The organism is Stenotrophomonas mori (assembly GCF_023556335.1).
In the GTDB taxonomy this organism is placed as follows: Bacteria; Pseudomonadota; Gammaproteobacteria; order Xanthomonadales; family Xanthomonadaceae; genus Stenotrophomonas; species Stenotrophomonas mori.
In genome coordinates this window covers 205,821-219,941 of sequence record NZ_JAIKTS010000001.1, presented here as the reverse complement: position 1 = coordinate 219,941, position 14,121 = coordinate 205,821, and the positions used below count along the sequence as shown (strand labels likewise).

Genomic DNA, 14,121 nt, shown 5'->3' with positions numbered 1-14,121 from the left:
CCGCCGGACGGGAAGAATCCTGGAACGGGGCGCGCGGCGCCCTCGGCGTGGAAGGACGCCGTGGCCGCGGCGCGGGGATCAGTGCGGAACCTGCGGTTCGTCCACCGCCGGTGCGTCCTGTACCGGCAGCCGCGGCTCGAACGGGTAGAACGCCGTACCGCCGCCCGCCGCCGGCAGGCTGGCACTGAAACCGCTGCCGGTGAGCGCCGGCGACAGCGCCGAGCGCGGCCATGGCCGGGCCTGCAGCGCCATGCCGGCGTCGGCGAAGGGGTCCTCGCGGTGCCGGGCCGGCGCCTGCACGGCCAGCGCGCGCTCGGGGACCGCCTGGCGCGCGGCGGCGGCGCGCGCCACCTGCTGTTGGCGGGTGGCGCTGCCGCGCGGCGGGGCGTTGCCGCTGCGGCGTGCGCTGGCGACCGCGGCGGCCGGCGGCGTGACCGCGGCAACGACCGCCGGGCGCGCCTCGCCCGGCCCCGGCACCGGCACCGGCATCTGCGCCGTGGTGGCGATCACCGTCTCGGGCAGCACCGGAGCGGCCACCGGGACCTGCTCGCGCGCCATGAACAGGGCGACCGCGGCTACCGATGCCGCCAGCGCGGCACCGCCGCTCCAGCGCATCCAGCTGCCGCCCCGGGCACCGCCCGGCGCGTTGCTGCGTGCCGCCGGTGCCGGCTCGGCGGCGACCGCCGCGCTGACCCGCGCACCGAAATCCGCCGGCGCCGGCGCGCAGGCCTGGCCGCGCAGCACGTCGCCCAGCACCTGCCAGCGCTCCTGGCAGGCGGACAACACCTCATCGTGCTGCAGCCGGCGCAGCAGGAACCGCCCTTCGTCGCCGGACAGCTCGCCGTCGACCAGCGCCGACAGCTGCTGCCGGTAGTGCAGTTCGAACTTGTCCGCGGACCGCGGCAGGGCGTCCCCGGTATGCCTGGACCCGTTCATGCGCGGCTCCTCTCGCGGGTCGCGCTGGCCGTGTCCAGCAGCGGCCGCAGCTGTACGTCGATCGCCTCGCGGGCACGGAAGATCCGCGAACGCACGGTGCCGATCGGGCATCCCATCTTCTGCGCGATTTCCTCGTAGCTCATGCCTTCCACCTCTCGCAACGTGATGGCCGAACGCAGTTCCTCGGGAAGCGCGTCCACCGCCTTCATCACGGTCTGTTCCAGTTCCTGGCGCATCAACTCGCGCTCGGGCGTATCGGTGTCGCGCAGGCGCGCACCGGCGTCGAAATGCTCGGCGTCGCCGATCTCCACATCGTCGGTCGGCGGGCGCCGGTTGTGCGCGGCAAGGGTGTTCTTTGCGGTATTCACTGCGATTCGATGCAACCAGGTATAGAACTGGGCGTCGCCACGGAAATTCCCGATCGCGCGGTAAGCGCGCACGAACGTCTCCTGGGCCACGTCCTGACATTCACTCCAGTCGGCGATGTAGCGCCCGATCAGCGCGACGATGCGGTGCTGGTACTTGCGCACCAGGACATCGAACGCCGCGCTCTCGCCGCGCTGCACGCGCCGGACCAGCTCCAGATCCAGCTCCTGCGGTGTTTCAACCTCGGCCATAAAGGGCCGCACTCCTGTCAGCCCAACCGACGTCGGGCAATGAGACCGCCTGGGGCGGAAAAAGTTCAGCGCCCCGTTCCCGGGACACCGCACCGGCTTTCAGACTGTGTTTACGCTTGGCGGTGCGCCGGCGCCGGCCTGCGGCGACCGCGGCCGGCACTGCACGGTGTAAACACCTTCTAACGTGGGTTCGGCTAGCCTATCGGCGTTGATCGGCCGGCGCGAACGCCCATGCTCGACCAGAGCATTGGGATTTGACGCCGGGGAAACAACCTCTGGATCATAGCGATCTTCTCCATACACAACCGGATGGAACCTCCCATGCTTTCAGGTTTCGATGGGCTCCGCTTCACTCACTGGCAGGCCGAGATCCGCGACGACGGGATCGTCGTGCTGGCCCTGGACCGCCGCGATGCGCCGGTCAACGCGATGTCGCAGGACGTGCTGCTGGAACTGGGCGACATCGTCGAGCGGCTGGCGATCGACCCGCCCCGGGGGGTCGTGCTCCGTTCGGCCAAGGCCGCGGGCTTCATCGCCGGCGCCGACCTGAAGGAATTCCAGGAATTCGACCGCCGCGGCACCGTCAACGACGCCATCCGCCGCGGCCAGTCCACCTACCAGAAGCTCGCCGAGCTGCCCTGCCCCACGGTGGCCGCGATCCACGGCCACTGCCTGGGCGGCGGTACCGAACTGGCGCTGGCCTGCCGCTACCGCGTGGCCTCCAACGACCCCTCCACCCGCATCGGTCTGCCCGAGACCCAGCTGGGCATCTTCCCGGGCTGGGGCGGCAGCGCGCGCCTGCCACGGCTGGTCGGCGCCCCCGCGGCGATGGACATGATGCTCACCGGGCGCACGCTGTCGGCCTCGGCGGCGCGTGGCATCGGCCTGGTCGACAAGGTCGCGGCGCCGGCGGTGCTGGTGGATGCGGCGGTGGCGCTGGCGCAGTCGGGCGCCACCCGGCCGTTCAAGCAGCGCGCCACCGCCTGGGCGACCAACACCTGGCTGGCGCGCAAGCTCCTGGCCCCGCAGATGGCCAAGCAGGTCGCGCGCAAGGCCAGGAAGGACCACTATCCGGCGCCGTATGCGCTGATCACGACCTGGGAACGCAGCGGCGGCAGCGGCATCCAGGCACGCCTGGACGCCGAGCGCCGCGCCGTGGTCAAGCTGGCCGGCAGCGCGACCGCACGCAACCTGATCCGTATCTTCTTCCTGACCGAACGGCTCAAGGGCCTGGGCGGCAAGGACCCGGGCATCCGCCACGTGCACGTGGTCGGCGCCGGGGTGATGGGCGGCGACATCGCCGCGTGGGCGGCCTACAAGGGCTTCGACGTCACCCTGCAGGACCGCGAGCAGCGCTTCATCGACCCGGCCATGGCCCGCGCGCAGGCCCTGTTCGAAAAGCGCGTGAAGGACCCGGCGCGGCGCCCGGACGTGGCGGCGCGGCTGAAGGCCGACCTGGCCGGCGATGGCGTGGCCCAGGCCGACCTGGTCATCGAGGCCATCATCGAGAATCCGCAGGCCAAGCGCGAGCTGTACCAGTCGCTGGAGCCGCGCATGAAGGCCGACGCGCTGCTGACCACCAACACCTCCTCGATCCCGCTGGTGGAGCTGCGCGAGCACATCGCCCAGCCGGCCAGGTTCGCCGGCCTGCACTATTTCAACCCGGTGGCGCAGATGCCGCTGGTGGAGATCATCCACCACGACGGCATGGCCGCGGACACCGAGCAGCGGCTGGCCGCCTTCTGCAAGGCGCTGGGCAAGTTCCCCGTGCCGGTGGCCGGCACCCCGGGCTTCCTGGTCAACCGCGTGCTGTTCCCCTACATGCTGGAAGCGGCCACCGCCTATGCCGAGGGCATTCCCGGCCCGGTGATCGACAGGGCCGCGGTCTCGTTCGGCATGCCGATGGGCCCGATCGAGCTGCTGGACACCGTGGGGCTGGACGTGGCCGCGGGCGTCGGCGAGGAGCTGGCCCCGTTCCTGGGCCTGGAGGTGCCGGCGGCACTGGCGACCGTGGAGCCGGGCCGGCGCGGCAAGAAGGACGGCCAGGGCATCTACAGGTGGGAAAACGGTCGCGCGGTGAAGCCGGAGGTGGCCAAGGACTACCAGGCCCCGGGCGACCTGGAAGACCGTCTGGTCCTGCCGCTGCTCAACGAAGCGGTGGCCTGCCTGCACGACGGCGTGGTGGCCGATGCCGACCTGCTCGATGCCGGGGTGATCTTCGGCACCGGTTTCGCGCCGTTCCGTGGCGGTCCGATCCAGCACATCCGCGCGACCGGCGCCGACAGCCTGGTCGAGAAGCTCAAGATCCTGCAGGCGCGCCACGGCGACCGGTTCGCCCCGCGCCCGGGCTGGGATCTGCCGGTGCTGCGCGAACCGGTGGTCTGAGGCCCACCGGCCCGCAAGGCCAAGCCGGATAGCGGAAACGGAGCATTCCCGGGCTCCGTTTCCGTTTGAACCGTGCCGCGGCCGGCGCCCCCGGCGTCAAGCCGGACCATCCGGCCCCTGCCCTGCGGACAGCCGGGCGGGAGCGTGCAGGCCGCCGCGACGCGCCGGCGCCCCCTCACCGCGGCCGTCCCTTCAGCGGTGCACGTGGCCGTGGTGCCCCTGCCTGTCGGCGCCCGGCCGACCATGGTCGTGGTCGTGGTCGTGGTCGTGGTCGTGGCCAGCGTGGTCCTTCACGTCCGCGCAGTCGTCACCACAGTGGTCCAGCTCGACCTGCAGGGTCACGTGGTCGATGCCGAAGCGGTCGTGCAGCAGGTCGGCCAGCCGGCGGCGCAGCGCGTCCGGCGCCTGCCCGTCCCGCATCACCACGTGCACGGTCAGCGCCGGGGTGCTGGACGCCAGCGCCCAGACATGCAGGTCGTGGATGCCCGCCACGCCCTCGTGGGTACGCAGCGCCTGCTCCACGTCGCCCAGCACCACGCCCTTCGGCACGCCTTCGAGCAGCACGTTGATGGCATCGCGCAGCAGCACCCAGGTGCGCGGCAGCACCCACAGGCCGATCAGCACCGCCAGGATCGGATCGACCAGGGTCCAGCCGGTGAAGTGGATGACCAGGCCGCCGGCGATCACCGCCACCGAGCCCAGCATGTCGCTCCACACCTCCAGGTACGCGCCCTTGACGTTCAGGCTCTCGCCGCTGCCGGCGCTGAGCAGGCGCATCGCGATCAGGTTGACCACCAGGCCGAACACCGCCACCCACATCATGCCGGTGGAGGCGATGGCCTGCGGGGCGCGGAACCGCTGCACCGCCTCGAACAGGATGTAGACGCCCACGCCGAACAGCAGCAGGCCGTTGGCCACCGCGCCCAGCGCTTCCAGGCGCGCATAGCCATAGGTACGGCGCGCGTCCGGCGGCCGCCGGCTCAGCCGCACCGCGGTCAGCGCGATCATCAGCCCGATGGCGTCGGTGGCCATGTGCGCGGCGTCGGACAGCAACGCCAGGCTGTTGGTCCAGAACGCACCGACCACCTCCACCACCAGGTAGGAACTGGTCAGCCCCAGCGCCCACCACAGCGGCTTCTCGTGGCGGATCTCGCTGGGCAGGTGGTTGTGGTCGTGGCTCATCGGCGTCGCTCCTGGAGAACGCCGCCAGCTTAGGCAGCGGCTCCGGCGGAGACTATTACATCGCCGCCGGGCGCCGCGCGGGCGCGCCTCAGCGCGGCCCCAGCACCGCGTCCAGGTCGTTGCCCTGGGGCAGGCCCGAGCGGGTCTGCACGCTGCCGTCGGCATCCTTGAAGACGATGCCCGGGGTGCCCTGGAAACCCAGCTCCATCATCGCCAGCTCGTTGTCGCGCAGCTTGGCCTCCACGGCCGCCGGCACCTGCGGCAGTCCCTTGATCCCGCCGCTGGCGAAACCGCGTTCGTTCTGCAGCAGCGCCTGGCCCGGCGAGGCCGCGCCCAGGATCGCCGCCGCCTTGTTGGCGCTGTCCTCGCGGATCACGCCCACCAGGATATGCCGGATCTGCACCTTGCCCGCGTCCACCCACGGCCGCGCCGCTTCCCAGAAACGGTTGCAGTACGGGCAGTTGGGGTCGCTGAAGGCGTACACGATGCGCGGCGCGTCGGCCTTGCCGTCGGCCACCCAGTGGCTGCTTTCCACCCGCTGCCACATCTTGGTACCCATCGGCCCGGACACCAGCTCCTTGAGCTTGGCGGCGCTGGCATCCTCGCCCTGGGCGTTCACCAGGGTGCCGACGATCGCGTACTGGCCGTCCTGGGAGACATAGACCGCCAGCGGCCGCTGCCCGGCCACGCCGGCGTAGCCGGTCAGGCCCACCGGGGTCTGGAAGGTGCCCATGAACTCGACCCCCTGTCCGCGCAGCGTCTTGACCACCTCCGGCTCGGCCGTCGCGGTGGCCGCCGCGGCAGCGGTGGAGGCGGTCGCGGCGGCATCGCCGTCGCGGGCACAGGCGGCCGGTGCCAGCAGCGTGGTCGCAAGCAGGAGCAGGAGGGGACGGGAACGGATCATCACGGTTCTCTTGGAAGGAAAGGGGAAAGTCATTGCAGCTCGCGCAGGCGCGCATTCAGCGTCGCCCGCGAGAGTTCGCCCATGTGCGCGTTGCGCAGGCGGCCATCGGCATCGAAGAACAGCGTGGTCGGCAGCGCCCGCGCGCCGGTCTGGCGCATCAGCTCCGACTCCGGATCCAGCAGGATGTTCCCGAGCGTCAGCTGTTCCTCCTGCAGGAACAGCCGGATCTCCGCCGCGTCCTCGCCCTGGTTGGCGAACACGAAGCCGACCTGCGGGTGCTCGGCCTGCGCCCGTGCCAGCACCGGCATCTCACGCCGGCATGGACCACACCAGCTCGCCCACAGGTTGACCACCAGCGGCTGCCCGGCCCGGGAGGACAGCGGCACCGCGGTGCCCTGCAGGTCGTGCAGCACCACGTCCGGCAGCGCGATGGTCGAGCGCTGCACCGCGAACAGGGCCATGCCGCCGATCGCCCAGAGCGCGGCACCGGCGGCCAGTCCCAGCATCACCGGCTTGCGCGGCGCCTGGCGACGGGTCCGCCACCAGGCGTAGGCCACGGCCACGGCCAGCCCGGCGGCCACCGAATAGCCGCCGTCACCGAGACGGATGATCGACACGGGATCGGGCAGGTAGTCGCCGGCATGCCACAGCACATGCGCCAGCCGCGCCCCCAGCACCCCCAGCAGGAAGGCATCGGTCACCACCGCGCCGACACGGCTGCGCGCACCGTCGGCGGGCGTGGCCAGGCCGCGCGCGAACAGCCAGGCGACGAAGGCCGCCAGCAGCCCGAGCAGGGCCATCAGCGGGAACGGGCCGGCACTGATCACGGACATGGACCGGCCTCAACGGGCATGGGCGGGCGGAATGCAGCGGAACCGGCGGAAGGTGCCGGGACACCGGGGTGCGGACGGAGCCACCGCGGCGTGGAAACCAGGGCGTTGGACGTCAACGGGACAGGACCTTTGCGGACAAGCCCTGAAACAGTACCGGCAACCGCCGATAATGTCTCCCCGCCCGTCCTGCCTGCCCCCACCGTGTCCATGATTCCCGCCCCCCCTCCCACCGCCCTGGACGACAACCACGGCCTGGCCGCCGACTGGCGCCGGAGCCTGGCCGACGCCGGCCCCGAGGCGGCGCAGGTGCTTGCCGCGCTGGCCGCCAGCGATGCCGCGGCGATGGCCGCGCATTTCTACCACGTGATGATGGACGACCCGCGCGCCTCGCGGCTGCTCTCCCACGAGCAGGTGCGCACCCGCCTGCAGCCGGCGATGCAGCGCTGGGTCCGCGACCTGCTGTGCGCGGCGCCGGACACCGTCGAAGGCCTGGTCGCCGCGCAGCGGGTGGTCGGCGACGTGCATGCGCGGGTCGGTATCCCGGTGGACCTGGTGACCCGCGGCACCCGCATCCTCAAGCAGCGCCTGTTCCAGTCGATCGCCGAGCAGGCCGGACATGGCCAGGCGGCCCACGCCGCCATCGCCAGCCTCACCGCCTCGTTCGACATCGCCCTGGAAGGCATGACCCTGGCCTATTCCAGCGCGCGCGACCGCTCCTCGCGCACCGACGCGGCCTACCGCCTGTTCTCGCTGGTGCAGAACGTCGGCGCCGAGCGCGAGCGCCAGCGCGCACTGCTGCTGGACTGGGAAAACACCCTGCTGTACACGCTGGCCAGCCAGTGCGACCCGCTCGGCCTGCCGTCGCTGTCGCGCTCGGAATTCGGGCTGTGGGTCACCCACAAGGGCATCCCCAGCTTCGGCGAGAGCGACGAGACCCGGCAGATCAGCGCACTCATCGCCGACGTCGACCGCGCGCTGCGGCAGACCCAGGCGGACGGCGACGATCCGCGCGCGCGCGCCGCGCGCCTGCAGGAGATCCGCACCCGGGTCGGACAGATCCGCAGCCTGCTGGGCATGATGTTCGAACGCATCGGCGAGATGGACGCCAGCTGCGACGCGCTCACCAACCTGCTCAACCGGCGCTTCCTGCCGACGGTGCTGCGCCGCGAGATCGACCTGGCGGTGAAGTCGCGCGGCAGCTTCGCGGTCCTGCTGCTGGACCTGGACCACTTCAAGTCGATCAACGACGCCCACGGCCACGAGGCCGGCGACCGCGCCCTGCAGCACGTGGCCGCACTGCTCAGCCAGTTCACCCGCGGCAGCGACTACGTCTTCCGCTATGGCGGCGAGGAATTCGTCGTGGTGCTGGTATCGGTGGACGAGTCGCAGGCGCTGGCGATCGCCGACGGCCTGTGCCGGCGGGTGGCCGAGTCGCCGGTGGCGTTGCCGGGCGGGCACACGCTGGCCGTGACCGCCAGCATCGGCGTGGCGCTGTACGATGGCCACCCCGACTATGAGCGGGTGATGGCCCGCGCCGACGCGGCCATGTACCAGGCCAAGAAACGCGGCCGCGACCGCGTGGTGCTCGCCGACGGCACGCAGCCCGAGGCGCCGGGACGGGTGTCGCTGCAACGTCCCTGAACCGCTGCGGCCACGCGTTCCGGGCAGGCCGCACGGCCGCAGTCCACGCCGCCCTCACCGGCACTCCCGAAAATGCAGGGCCGCGGCCGGGCGCCGGGCAGCGCCGGCCGCCGGGACTGGCCGCTCGCCCCCCGCCATGGCCCGGCAGCACCGCGGCCGTCATCGATGCCCCCAGGAGATCCCCATCACCCCCTTGTCACCGCTTCCCCTGTTGCTGGCCACGGCGCTGACGGCCGGCACACCGTCCGCCCCCGAGGCTGGCGCGGACGTGCAGGCGTCCCCCGCCCTGGCGCCGCGCCTGGACCTGGGCGGTGCCGTCCGCTTCAACTACGGCTGGCTCGACTACGGCCCGACCAACCGGCTGCAGCTGGAACTGCTGCGCCTGGACCTGGACGCCGAGGCGGGACCGCTCAGCTTCTCCGCGCAGTACCGCTGGTACGACGGCTTCAATGCCGTCCACCACGCCTTCGCCGGCTGGCGCCTGGACGAGCACGACCAGCTCCGGGTGGGCATCCAGCAGGTGCCCTTCGGCCTGCTGCCCACCGCCTCGCAGAGCTTCTGGTTCGGCTCCGGCTACTACCTGGGCATCGAGGACGACTACGACCCCGGGCTGCTGTTCGTCCGCAGCCGGGACGCCACCACCTGGCACCTGGGCTGGTTCAGCGGCGATGAATACGGTTCCGCCGGCCGCTATGGCCGCTACTCGTTCGACGTGGCCGACACCGCGGCCCTGCCGTACCGCGAGCGCGGCCGGCTGCACGCGCGCGTCGAGCGCTCGCTGCACTGGGCCGAGGGCGAGCTGTTGCTGGGCATGTCGGGCTTTTCCGGCAAGGTGCAGAACACCCGTACCCGGCGCCACTACAGCCACCGGGGCGCGGCGGTCCATGCGCAATGGCGGCGCGACGGCTGGACCGCGCAGCTGCAGTGGGCACGCTACCGCTATGGCGTGCCCGGGCGCAGGATCGCGCTGTCCGCCTTCCAGGCCCCGTTCGAGATCGCCGCGCAGGCCGACGTCCCCAGCCTCAACCTGGCCTACTCGCTGGGCGCGCGCGGCCGCCTGGACGACATCACCTGCTACAACAACCTCAGCATGACGCGACCGCCCGGCCACGCCGCGGGCACCCGCGACTCCTGGCAGAACGTCACCGGCTGCAGCCTGCAGAAGGGCATCATGCTGGCCTACGTGGACTGGATCGCCGGCAAGCACATGTGGTTCGCCGGCGGCGACGGCATCGGCATCGACAATGGCGGCCCGTCGGGCTGGCATTCCCGCCTGAACCTCAACATCGGCTTCTATTTCTGAGCCGGCGCGCAGGATGCCGCGTGCCGATCCTGCGCGCGCAGCCTGGGCCGCCGCCGGAGACGCGTCGTTCCGTCCCCCGCGCCGCCCGCGTGCAGCGCCCTTCTGAGCCTCCGCGGCGCATTCCCGCCGCGGGACCGGGCACCGGTGCCGGAGGCCTGCCGAGCCGGCGTTGCCCGTCTGGCGGGGGTGCCCGCATTCCTTGACCCTGGCCGTCCGGAGCGCCACCCTTCGGGGCTGCCTTCCGACGTATACGCCGTGGCAGGGAGGTGCGCTGCACAGCGGATCGGCCGCCGCCCGGCATCCCGGCGCGGGCATGGCCGGACAGCCGCCCGCCCGAGCCCGGATCAGACAAGACCAGAGTCCATGCAAAAAACCACCAAGAGCGGCTCCGCCAAGAGCCGCGAAGAACACACCCCGCTGATGAAGCAGCAATTGGATTACTGTTCCCGCCGCACTGAGAGTGCTTATTTTTAGCGATATCGTTACTGAACCTGGATCACACCAGTTGCCATGGTCCATCTGTGGCCCATTGGTTCTGGGCTAGCTTGGTGGTCGCCGGGCATCCTCGCTGGCATGCTTGGACCATGACGACGCACACTAATCGCGAAGCGTATTACGACGAAGGCCGCGCCCAAGCGGTGAAGTTGTTCAACGAGCTCTACCCGCGCACCAGCCATGGCGTGACGATGGTGATCTCAGCGGCCGAGCTACGTCAGCGTTTGCACAAGCTCCCACTGACGCAGAAGTTCAAGGCGGCACTGGCTGACCTGTACTTGGCGTTGGATGTGTTTGAGGGACGCGCCCGGCGAAAAGATGAGCCGCCCGAGAGCCCGTTTGAGCTGGGGCCACGCAAGTCCCTCATGGCCGAGCGGGGCAAACTCCTGGAATGGGATGCGGCGTGGCGCCTGAAAGAGGCCGCCCAGGTGATTGCTCAGAAGTTCGAAGCGGCAGGCGCCACCGAAGTCCAGGACTATGGCCGTCGTCTCCGACAGAAACTGCTCTGGCTGGTGGCCCATGGGCAGGTACTGGGTTCCGTCGATGATATGCCCGTCGTGGCCCTAGATCAGGCCGACGTGGCCGAATTGGATGTCATGGAGTGGACGGCCGAGGAAGCGCTTATGCAGCCCTGGCTCGATCCGGATGAGCGTGCCCTGTGGGTCAACCGCTACATTGCCGGCAACCGCTACATCGAAAGCGCCGTCCAGCGTGCCGCCCTCGACCAGGTGGCAGACGCCCCACCCATCCCAGACCCGCCACCCCTGCTGTAATAGGAATTTAGGGGGGCGCCCTCTCTGCCCCTCGGTCTATGCCCTCGCCACCGGGCTCTAGGTGGTAACGCTGCAACCCAGTCGGCCTCGTATCAGGCAAGACCATAGCGTCTCCCAACCAACAGGAGATAGCCAATGGGTCTGGATATGTACGCGTTTTCCCTCGATCGCTCGGCGGCATTTCGGTTTGCAACCGATGTTCTCAACTACCGCATCCCGAAGGATGGGAAGGATCTTCCAACGGGCGCGATTACGACCGGGCGCCCCTCGGAAGTAGAGGCCTACTTGGTAGACCCTAGCTTGAACGGGCTGCTCGGTCTCCTTGCCATGCCGGTGTCACACCTGGCCACCTCGGACATTGGCGCAGCGTTCCTGGATAGCAAGTATGTCCTCCCTGGAAGCACTCTGCTCCATCGCTGGCGCAAGCACCCCAACCTGCACGGCTGGATGCACCGTCGCTGGGCCAGTCCCCTCGCCACTCCGTCGCAAGCTAAGCGCCTGTTCAACCAAAGGCATCGGGTCGTCCTGAGCACACGCTCTCTCATCGAACTCGAACGCGCCGTCTTGCGCGGCAAGCTTCCTCGCACGACGGGACCCGGCTTTGGGGAAAGCGACGGCTCGGAACGAACCGGCGACCTCGAGTTCATCGCAAAGGCACGCGAAGCGCTGGCCGCTGACAAGTTCGTCTACTACACGAGCTGGTGGTGAGCCATGAAGAACACCCTGAAAGCGTACTGCTTGATGACTTACCTCGACCGCCACCCTATGGCCGAGGCCAGCATTGGCGCTCGCATCCGGATTGCCGCTCTGCTGCTGCAAAAGACCGAGGACGCAATCGAACGGCATGGCGTGGCTGACTGGGAAAAGATCCTCCACATCGTGCATAAGGAAGTGCGCCCCCTCGCCCGCTACGACCTTGAAACGGATCAGCTCGCCAAGAAACGGGCAGAAACACACTGCGAGAAACAGAAGGAGGACTGCGATGCGTAAGCGCAAGAAACGGAAACGAGGAAGACCAACGGCGCCCCAGGGCGCCGTTGGTCGTACGCAAAATCTGGAATGAGCAAGCCCGACTCGAACAGACAGAGCGAACAGAAGATTAGCCCCAGGAAATCCACTCAGTTTTACGCATAGGCTCAATCAGTCAGATATGAATACAATATTGGCCTTGCCATTGGTGCCACGACATTTAGTAGCAACCTTCGCCTCGTCCAATTCAAAAATAGGCCTCCCCGGATAAATATTTCGGACAGTAGAGCCAGCCTCCCAATCCTGGGTACTGACATCTACCCTCCCAAAATTTTTGACAGCCGCACCCACCAAGCGGATGCACACGTCAGTTGGAACACCTGTGTAGTCGATCTTGAAATAACGATTCGACCCACCATGCTCGGCCGGCAGAATTGATACCCACCCCCCCCATTGGTTCCGGATCTGACCCGTGCTGATATTCATATCTTTCGGAAAAAGATCAGCATTTTGGGCGACCTCATTACTGAGATGGGTGTAGTTTCCAGAGGTGAACAGCGCCCTGGCACCAGCCTGAGCCGCGGTTAGAACCTTGAGCTCGTAGTCAGCACTACGACCAGCTTGTACGCGCGGGTACACGATGAATGAAGCCACAGCCAGTGCGGCGATGATGGCAAGTACGAGCAGCAGTTCGATCAGCGAGAAGCCGCCCTGGGAGCGAGCCTGTTTGAAGGCTTTCATGGAATAGGTCTCTGAGTAGGTTATGCGTCTCCGCTAGCTGACGGAAAAGCAAAAAACCAACGGCGCTTTTGGCGCCGCTGGTTTCCTCTCGTGCATGGCGCTTACCCGCACATCTGTCGCTGATGGAAAAATCAGTTCGACACGAAAGTGATCGAGGCGCCAACCTGGGCGGCTGCCTTGCAGTTCTTGGCAATCTCGGCTTCGTTCAAAGGAACATTCGCAGGCGAATAAAGATCCTGGACGATTTCACCCGCGCCGCCATTGGCCTTGTCAATCAGCACGGTACCGAAGTTCTGGACCGCAGCACCCGCCAGGCGAATGCACACGTCAGCCGGAACGTTTCGGTACACAAAGCGGAAGTAGCGAACCGGAGTGTTGCCAGTGGCGGTAGCAGCAGCGCCTTTCGCAGTCGACGGACCGACTTCCACTTCACCGTCCCACTGGTTCTTGATCGAGGTTTCCGACAGGTTCATGTTGGCCGGGAAGATCTCGGCGTTGAAGGCGGCAGCCTTGCTCAACTTCGCGTAATTGTTGGTGGTGAACAGAGCCTTGACGCCGGCCTGAGCCGAAGACAGGACCTGGGCCTCGTACGAAGCGTTACGGCCGGCCTGGACGCGCGGATACACGATGAACGCGGCAACGGCCAGGGCGGCGATGATGGCCAGCACCAGCAGCAACTCGATCAGCGAGAAGCCGCCCTGAGAGCGAGCCTGTTTGAAGTTTTTCATGGAATAGGTCTCTGAGTAGGTTTTGCGAGCAGCCCTTACCCAGGGCCATGGCTTGAACCTATACAGAACATGAACGCAGTCAACGCCCCATGCGCTGAAGCTGAGCTTTTTTGCTGCTTTCGTTCGCAGTTTCTGCATTCCCCAATGGCTGATAGACCCACTGTTCGTCGATGGCCTTCTGCAAGATCAGCCGCAGGTAGGTCGACATGGTCATATTGCTTGCGTCAGCCAGGACTTCGATTTGCTCGGCTTGCTCACCGCTCACGCGAGCGGATACCGGCTTGTCCTTGATCGTGAGGTGCTGGTCGGGTGCCAGCCGCCCATAGTTGGCTCCAGTTTCGCGCATGTCCCCTCCGCTCAGGGGCCGCGCGGCTTCGGCGCCGCAGTGGCAACAGCCGTCATCTCGAGCTTGAAAACCCAGCCCTCGTCGATGGCGCGCTGGATGACATGCCGGATGTAGGTGGACTCGGTCATGTTGCTGGCGTTGGCCAAGGGCTCAAGCTTCTCAGCCTGGGCGCCACTGATACGCGTTCCCACGACGCGCGCCTTCTTGATCGGTTCTTTGTCCGGCATGATCTTGCCGGTGTTTTCGCCCTGCTTCCGCATGCTGTGGT

The 14,121-nt window shown here is 68.2% G+C and carries 15 protein-coding genes; 6 read left to right on the top strand and 9 right to left on the bottom strand.

Going from position 1 to position 14,121, the window contains the following annotated elements; all coding sequences use genetic code 11:
* Positions 1 to 78: 78 nt before the first annotated feature.
* Positions 79 to 936: a sigma-E factor negative regulatory protein gene (locus K5L01_RS00985; RefSeq protein ID WP_250061111.1), complete on the bottom strand. Its 858-nt coding sequence runs from the start codon at positions 934 to 936 to the stop codon at positions 79 to 81.
* Complete coding sequence (gene rpoE, locus K5L01_RS00980) at positions 933 to 1,553, bottom strand: RNA polymerase sigma factor RpoE (RefSeq protein ID WP_250061109.1); 621 nt, start codon at positions 1,551 to 1,553, stop codon at positions 933 to 935. The genes K5L01_RS00985 and rpoE overlap by 4 nt, the downstream gene beginning before the upstream one ends.
* 321 nt (positions 1,554 to 1,874) lie before the next feature.
* Here rpoE and K5L01_RS00975 point away from each other — a divergent pair, with 321 nt between their 5' ends.
* Positions 1,875 to 3,938, top strand: coding sequence for a 3-hydroxyacyl-CoA dehydrogenase NAD-binding domain-containing protein (locus tag K5L01_RS00975; RefSeq protein ID WP_250061107.1), 2,064 nt, complete (start codon positions 1,875 to 1,877; stop codon positions 3,936 to 3,938).
* A 192-nt stretch (positions 3,939 to 4,130) separates the two neighbouring features.
* On the opposite strand, the gene K5L01_RS00970 is transcribed toward K5L01_RS00975, so the two are convergent.
* The 3 genes from K5L01_RS00970 to K5L01_RS00960 form a co-directional block, all read right to left on the bottom strand.
* A complete protein-coding gene (locus tag K5L01_RS00970) occupies positions 4,131 to 5,120 on the bottom strand; it encodes a cation diffusion facilitator family transporter (protein ID WP_250061105.1) in 990 nt (329 codons plus the stop codon).
* Between the two features lie 88 nt (positions 5,121 to 5,208).
* Positions 5,209 to 6,024, bottom strand: a complete 816-nt coding sequence (gene dsbG / locus K5L01_RS00965; RefSeq protein ID WP_250061103.1) for a thiol:disulfide interchange protein DsbG — start codon at positions 6,022 to 6,024, stop codon at positions 5,209 to 5,211.
* 29 nt (positions 6,025 to 6,053) lie between these two features.
* A complete protein-coding gene (locus tag K5L01_RS00960; RefSeq protein ID WP_250061101.1) occupies positions 6,054 to 6,857 on the bottom strand; it encodes a TlpA disulfide reductase family protein in 804 nt (267 codons plus the stop codon).
* A gap of 207 nt (positions 6,858 to 7,064) precedes the next feature.
* Here K5L01_RS00960 and K5L01_RS00955 point away from each other — a divergent pair, with 207 nt between their 5' ends.
* From K5L01_RS00955 to K5L01_RS00935, 5 genes are all read left to right on the top strand, one after another.
* Positions 7,065 to 8,498, top strand: coding sequence for a GGDEF domain-containing protein (locus tag K5L01_RS00955; protein ID WP_250061099.1), 1,434 nt, complete (start codon positions 7,065 to 7,067; stop codon positions 8,496 to 8,498).
* Between the two features lie 193 nt (positions 8,499 to 8,691).
* Positions 8,692 to 9,801 carry a hypothetical protein gene (locus K5L01_RS00950; protein ID WP_250061097.1) on the top strand — a complete coding sequence of 370 codons (1,110 nt, stop codon included), beginning with the start codon at positions 8,692 to 8,694 and terminating at the stop codon, positions 9,799 to 9,801.
* Positions 9,802 to 10,385: 584 nt separating this feature from the next.
* Positions 10,386 to 11,069 carry a hypothetical protein gene (locus K5L01_RS00945; protein ID WP_250061095.1) on the top strand — a complete coding sequence of 228 codons (684 nt, stop codon included), beginning with the start codon at positions 10,386 to 10,388 and terminating at the stop codon, positions 11,067 to 11,069.
* Positions 11,070 to 11,204: 135 nt separating this feature from the next.
* A complete protein-coding gene (locus K5L01_RS00940) occupies positions 11,205 to 11,777 on the top strand; it encodes a hypothetical protein (protein WP_250061093.1) in 573 nt (190 codons plus the stop codon).
* 3 nt (positions 11,778 to 11,780) lie between these two features.
* Positions 11,781 to 12,059 carry a hypothetical protein gene (locus K5L01_RS00935; protein ID WP_250061091.1) on the top strand — a complete coding sequence of 93 codons (279 nt, stop codon included), beginning with the start codon at positions 11,781 to 11,783 and terminating at the stop codon, positions 12,057 to 12,059.
* 150 nt (positions 12,060 to 12,209) lie between these two features.
* Here the strand turns inward: K5L01_RS00935 and K5L01_RS00930 are convergent, their stop codons facing one another.
* The 4 genes from K5L01_RS00930 to K5L01_RS00915 all read right to left on the bottom strand — a co-directional run bounded on the left by K5L01_RS00930 (position 12,210) and on the right by K5L01_RS00915 (position 14,113).
* A complete protein-coding gene (locus tag K5L01_RS00930; protein ID WP_250061089.1) occupies positions 12,210 to 12,779 on the bottom strand; it encodes a type 4 pilus major pilin in 570 nt (189 codons plus the stop codon).
* Positions 12,780 to 12,910: 131 nt separating this feature from the next.
* Entirely contained in the window at positions 12,911 to 13,507 is a 597-nt protein-coding gene (locus K5L01_RS00925) for a type 4 pilus major pilin (protein ID WP_250061087.1), read from the bottom strand.
* A 79-nt stretch (positions 13,508 to 13,586) separates the two neighbouring features.
* A complete protein-coding gene (locus K5L01_RS00920) occupies positions 13,587 to 13,853 on the bottom strand; it encodes a plasmid mobilization protein (RefSeq protein ID WP_250061085.1) in 267 nt (88 codons plus the stop codon).
* A gap of 11 nt (positions 13,854 to 13,864) precedes the next feature.
* Entirely contained in the window at positions 13,865 to 14,113 is a 249-nt protein-coding gene (locus tag K5L01_RS00915; RefSeq protein ID WP_250061083.1) for a hypothetical protein, read from the bottom strand.
* Between the last annotated feature and the right edge of the window lie 8 nt (positions 14,114 to 14,121).

Excerpts from the sequence above, each read along its gene's own strand:
- dsbG (WP_250061103.1), bottom strand. The coding sequence starts at position 6,024 with ATGATCCGTTCCCGTCCCCTCCTGCTCCTGCTTGCGACCACGCTGCTG.
- K5L01_RS00975 (WP_250061107.1), top strand. The coding sequence starts at position 1,875 with ATGCTTTCAGGTTTCGATGGGCTCCGCTTCACTCACTGGCAGGCCGAG.
- K5L01_RS00945 (WP_250061095.1), top strand. The coding sequence starts at position 10,386 with ATGACGACGCACACTAATCGCGAAGCGTATTACGACGAAGGCCGCGCC.
- K5L01_RS00940 (WP_250061093.1), top strand. The coding sequence starts at position 11,205 with ATGGGTCTGGATATGTACGCGTTTTCCCTCGATCGCTCGGCGGCATTT.
- rpoE (WP_250061109.1), bottom strand. The coding sequence starts at position 1,553 with ATGGCCGAGGTTGAAACACCGCAGGAGCTGGATCTGGAGCTGGTCCGG.
- K5L01_RS00970 (WP_250061105.1), bottom strand. The coding sequence starts at position 5,120 with ATGAGCCACGACCACAACCACCTGCCCAGCGAGATCCGCCACGAGAAG.
- K5L01_RS00985 (WP_250061111.1), bottom strand. The coding sequence starts at position 936 with ATGAACGGGTCCAGGCATACCGGGGACGCCCTGCCGCGGTCCGCGGAC.
- K5L01_RS00930 (WP_250061089.1), bottom strand. The coding sequence starts at position 12,779 with ATGAAAGCCTTCAAACAGGCTCGCTCCCAGGGCGGCTTCTCGCTGATC.
- K5L01_RS00915 (WP_250061083.1), bottom strand. The coding sequence starts at position 14,113 with ATGCGGAAGCAGGGCGAAAACACCGGCAAGATCATGCCGGACAAAGAA.
- K5L01_RS00960 (WP_250061101.1), bottom strand. The coding sequence starts at position 6,857 with ATGTCCGTGATCAGTGCCGGCCCGTTCCCGCTGATGGCCCTGCTCGGG.
- K5L01_RS00935 (WP_250061091.1), top strand. The coding sequence starts at position 11,781 with ATGAAGAACACCCTGAAAGCGTACTGCTTGATGACTTACCTCGACCGC.
- K5L01_RS00955 (WP_250061099.1), top strand. The coding sequence starts at position 7,065 with ATGATTCCCGCCCCCCCTCCCACCGCCCTGGACGACAACCACGGCCTG.
- K5L01_RS00925 (WP_250061087.1), bottom strand. The coding sequence starts at position 13,507 with ATGAAAAACTTCAAACAGGCTCGCTCTCAGGGCGGCTTCTCGCTGATC.
- K5L01_RS00920 (WP_250061085.1), bottom strand. The coding sequence starts at position 13,853 with ATGCGCGAAACTGGAGCCAACTATGGGCGGCTGGCACCCGACCAGCAC.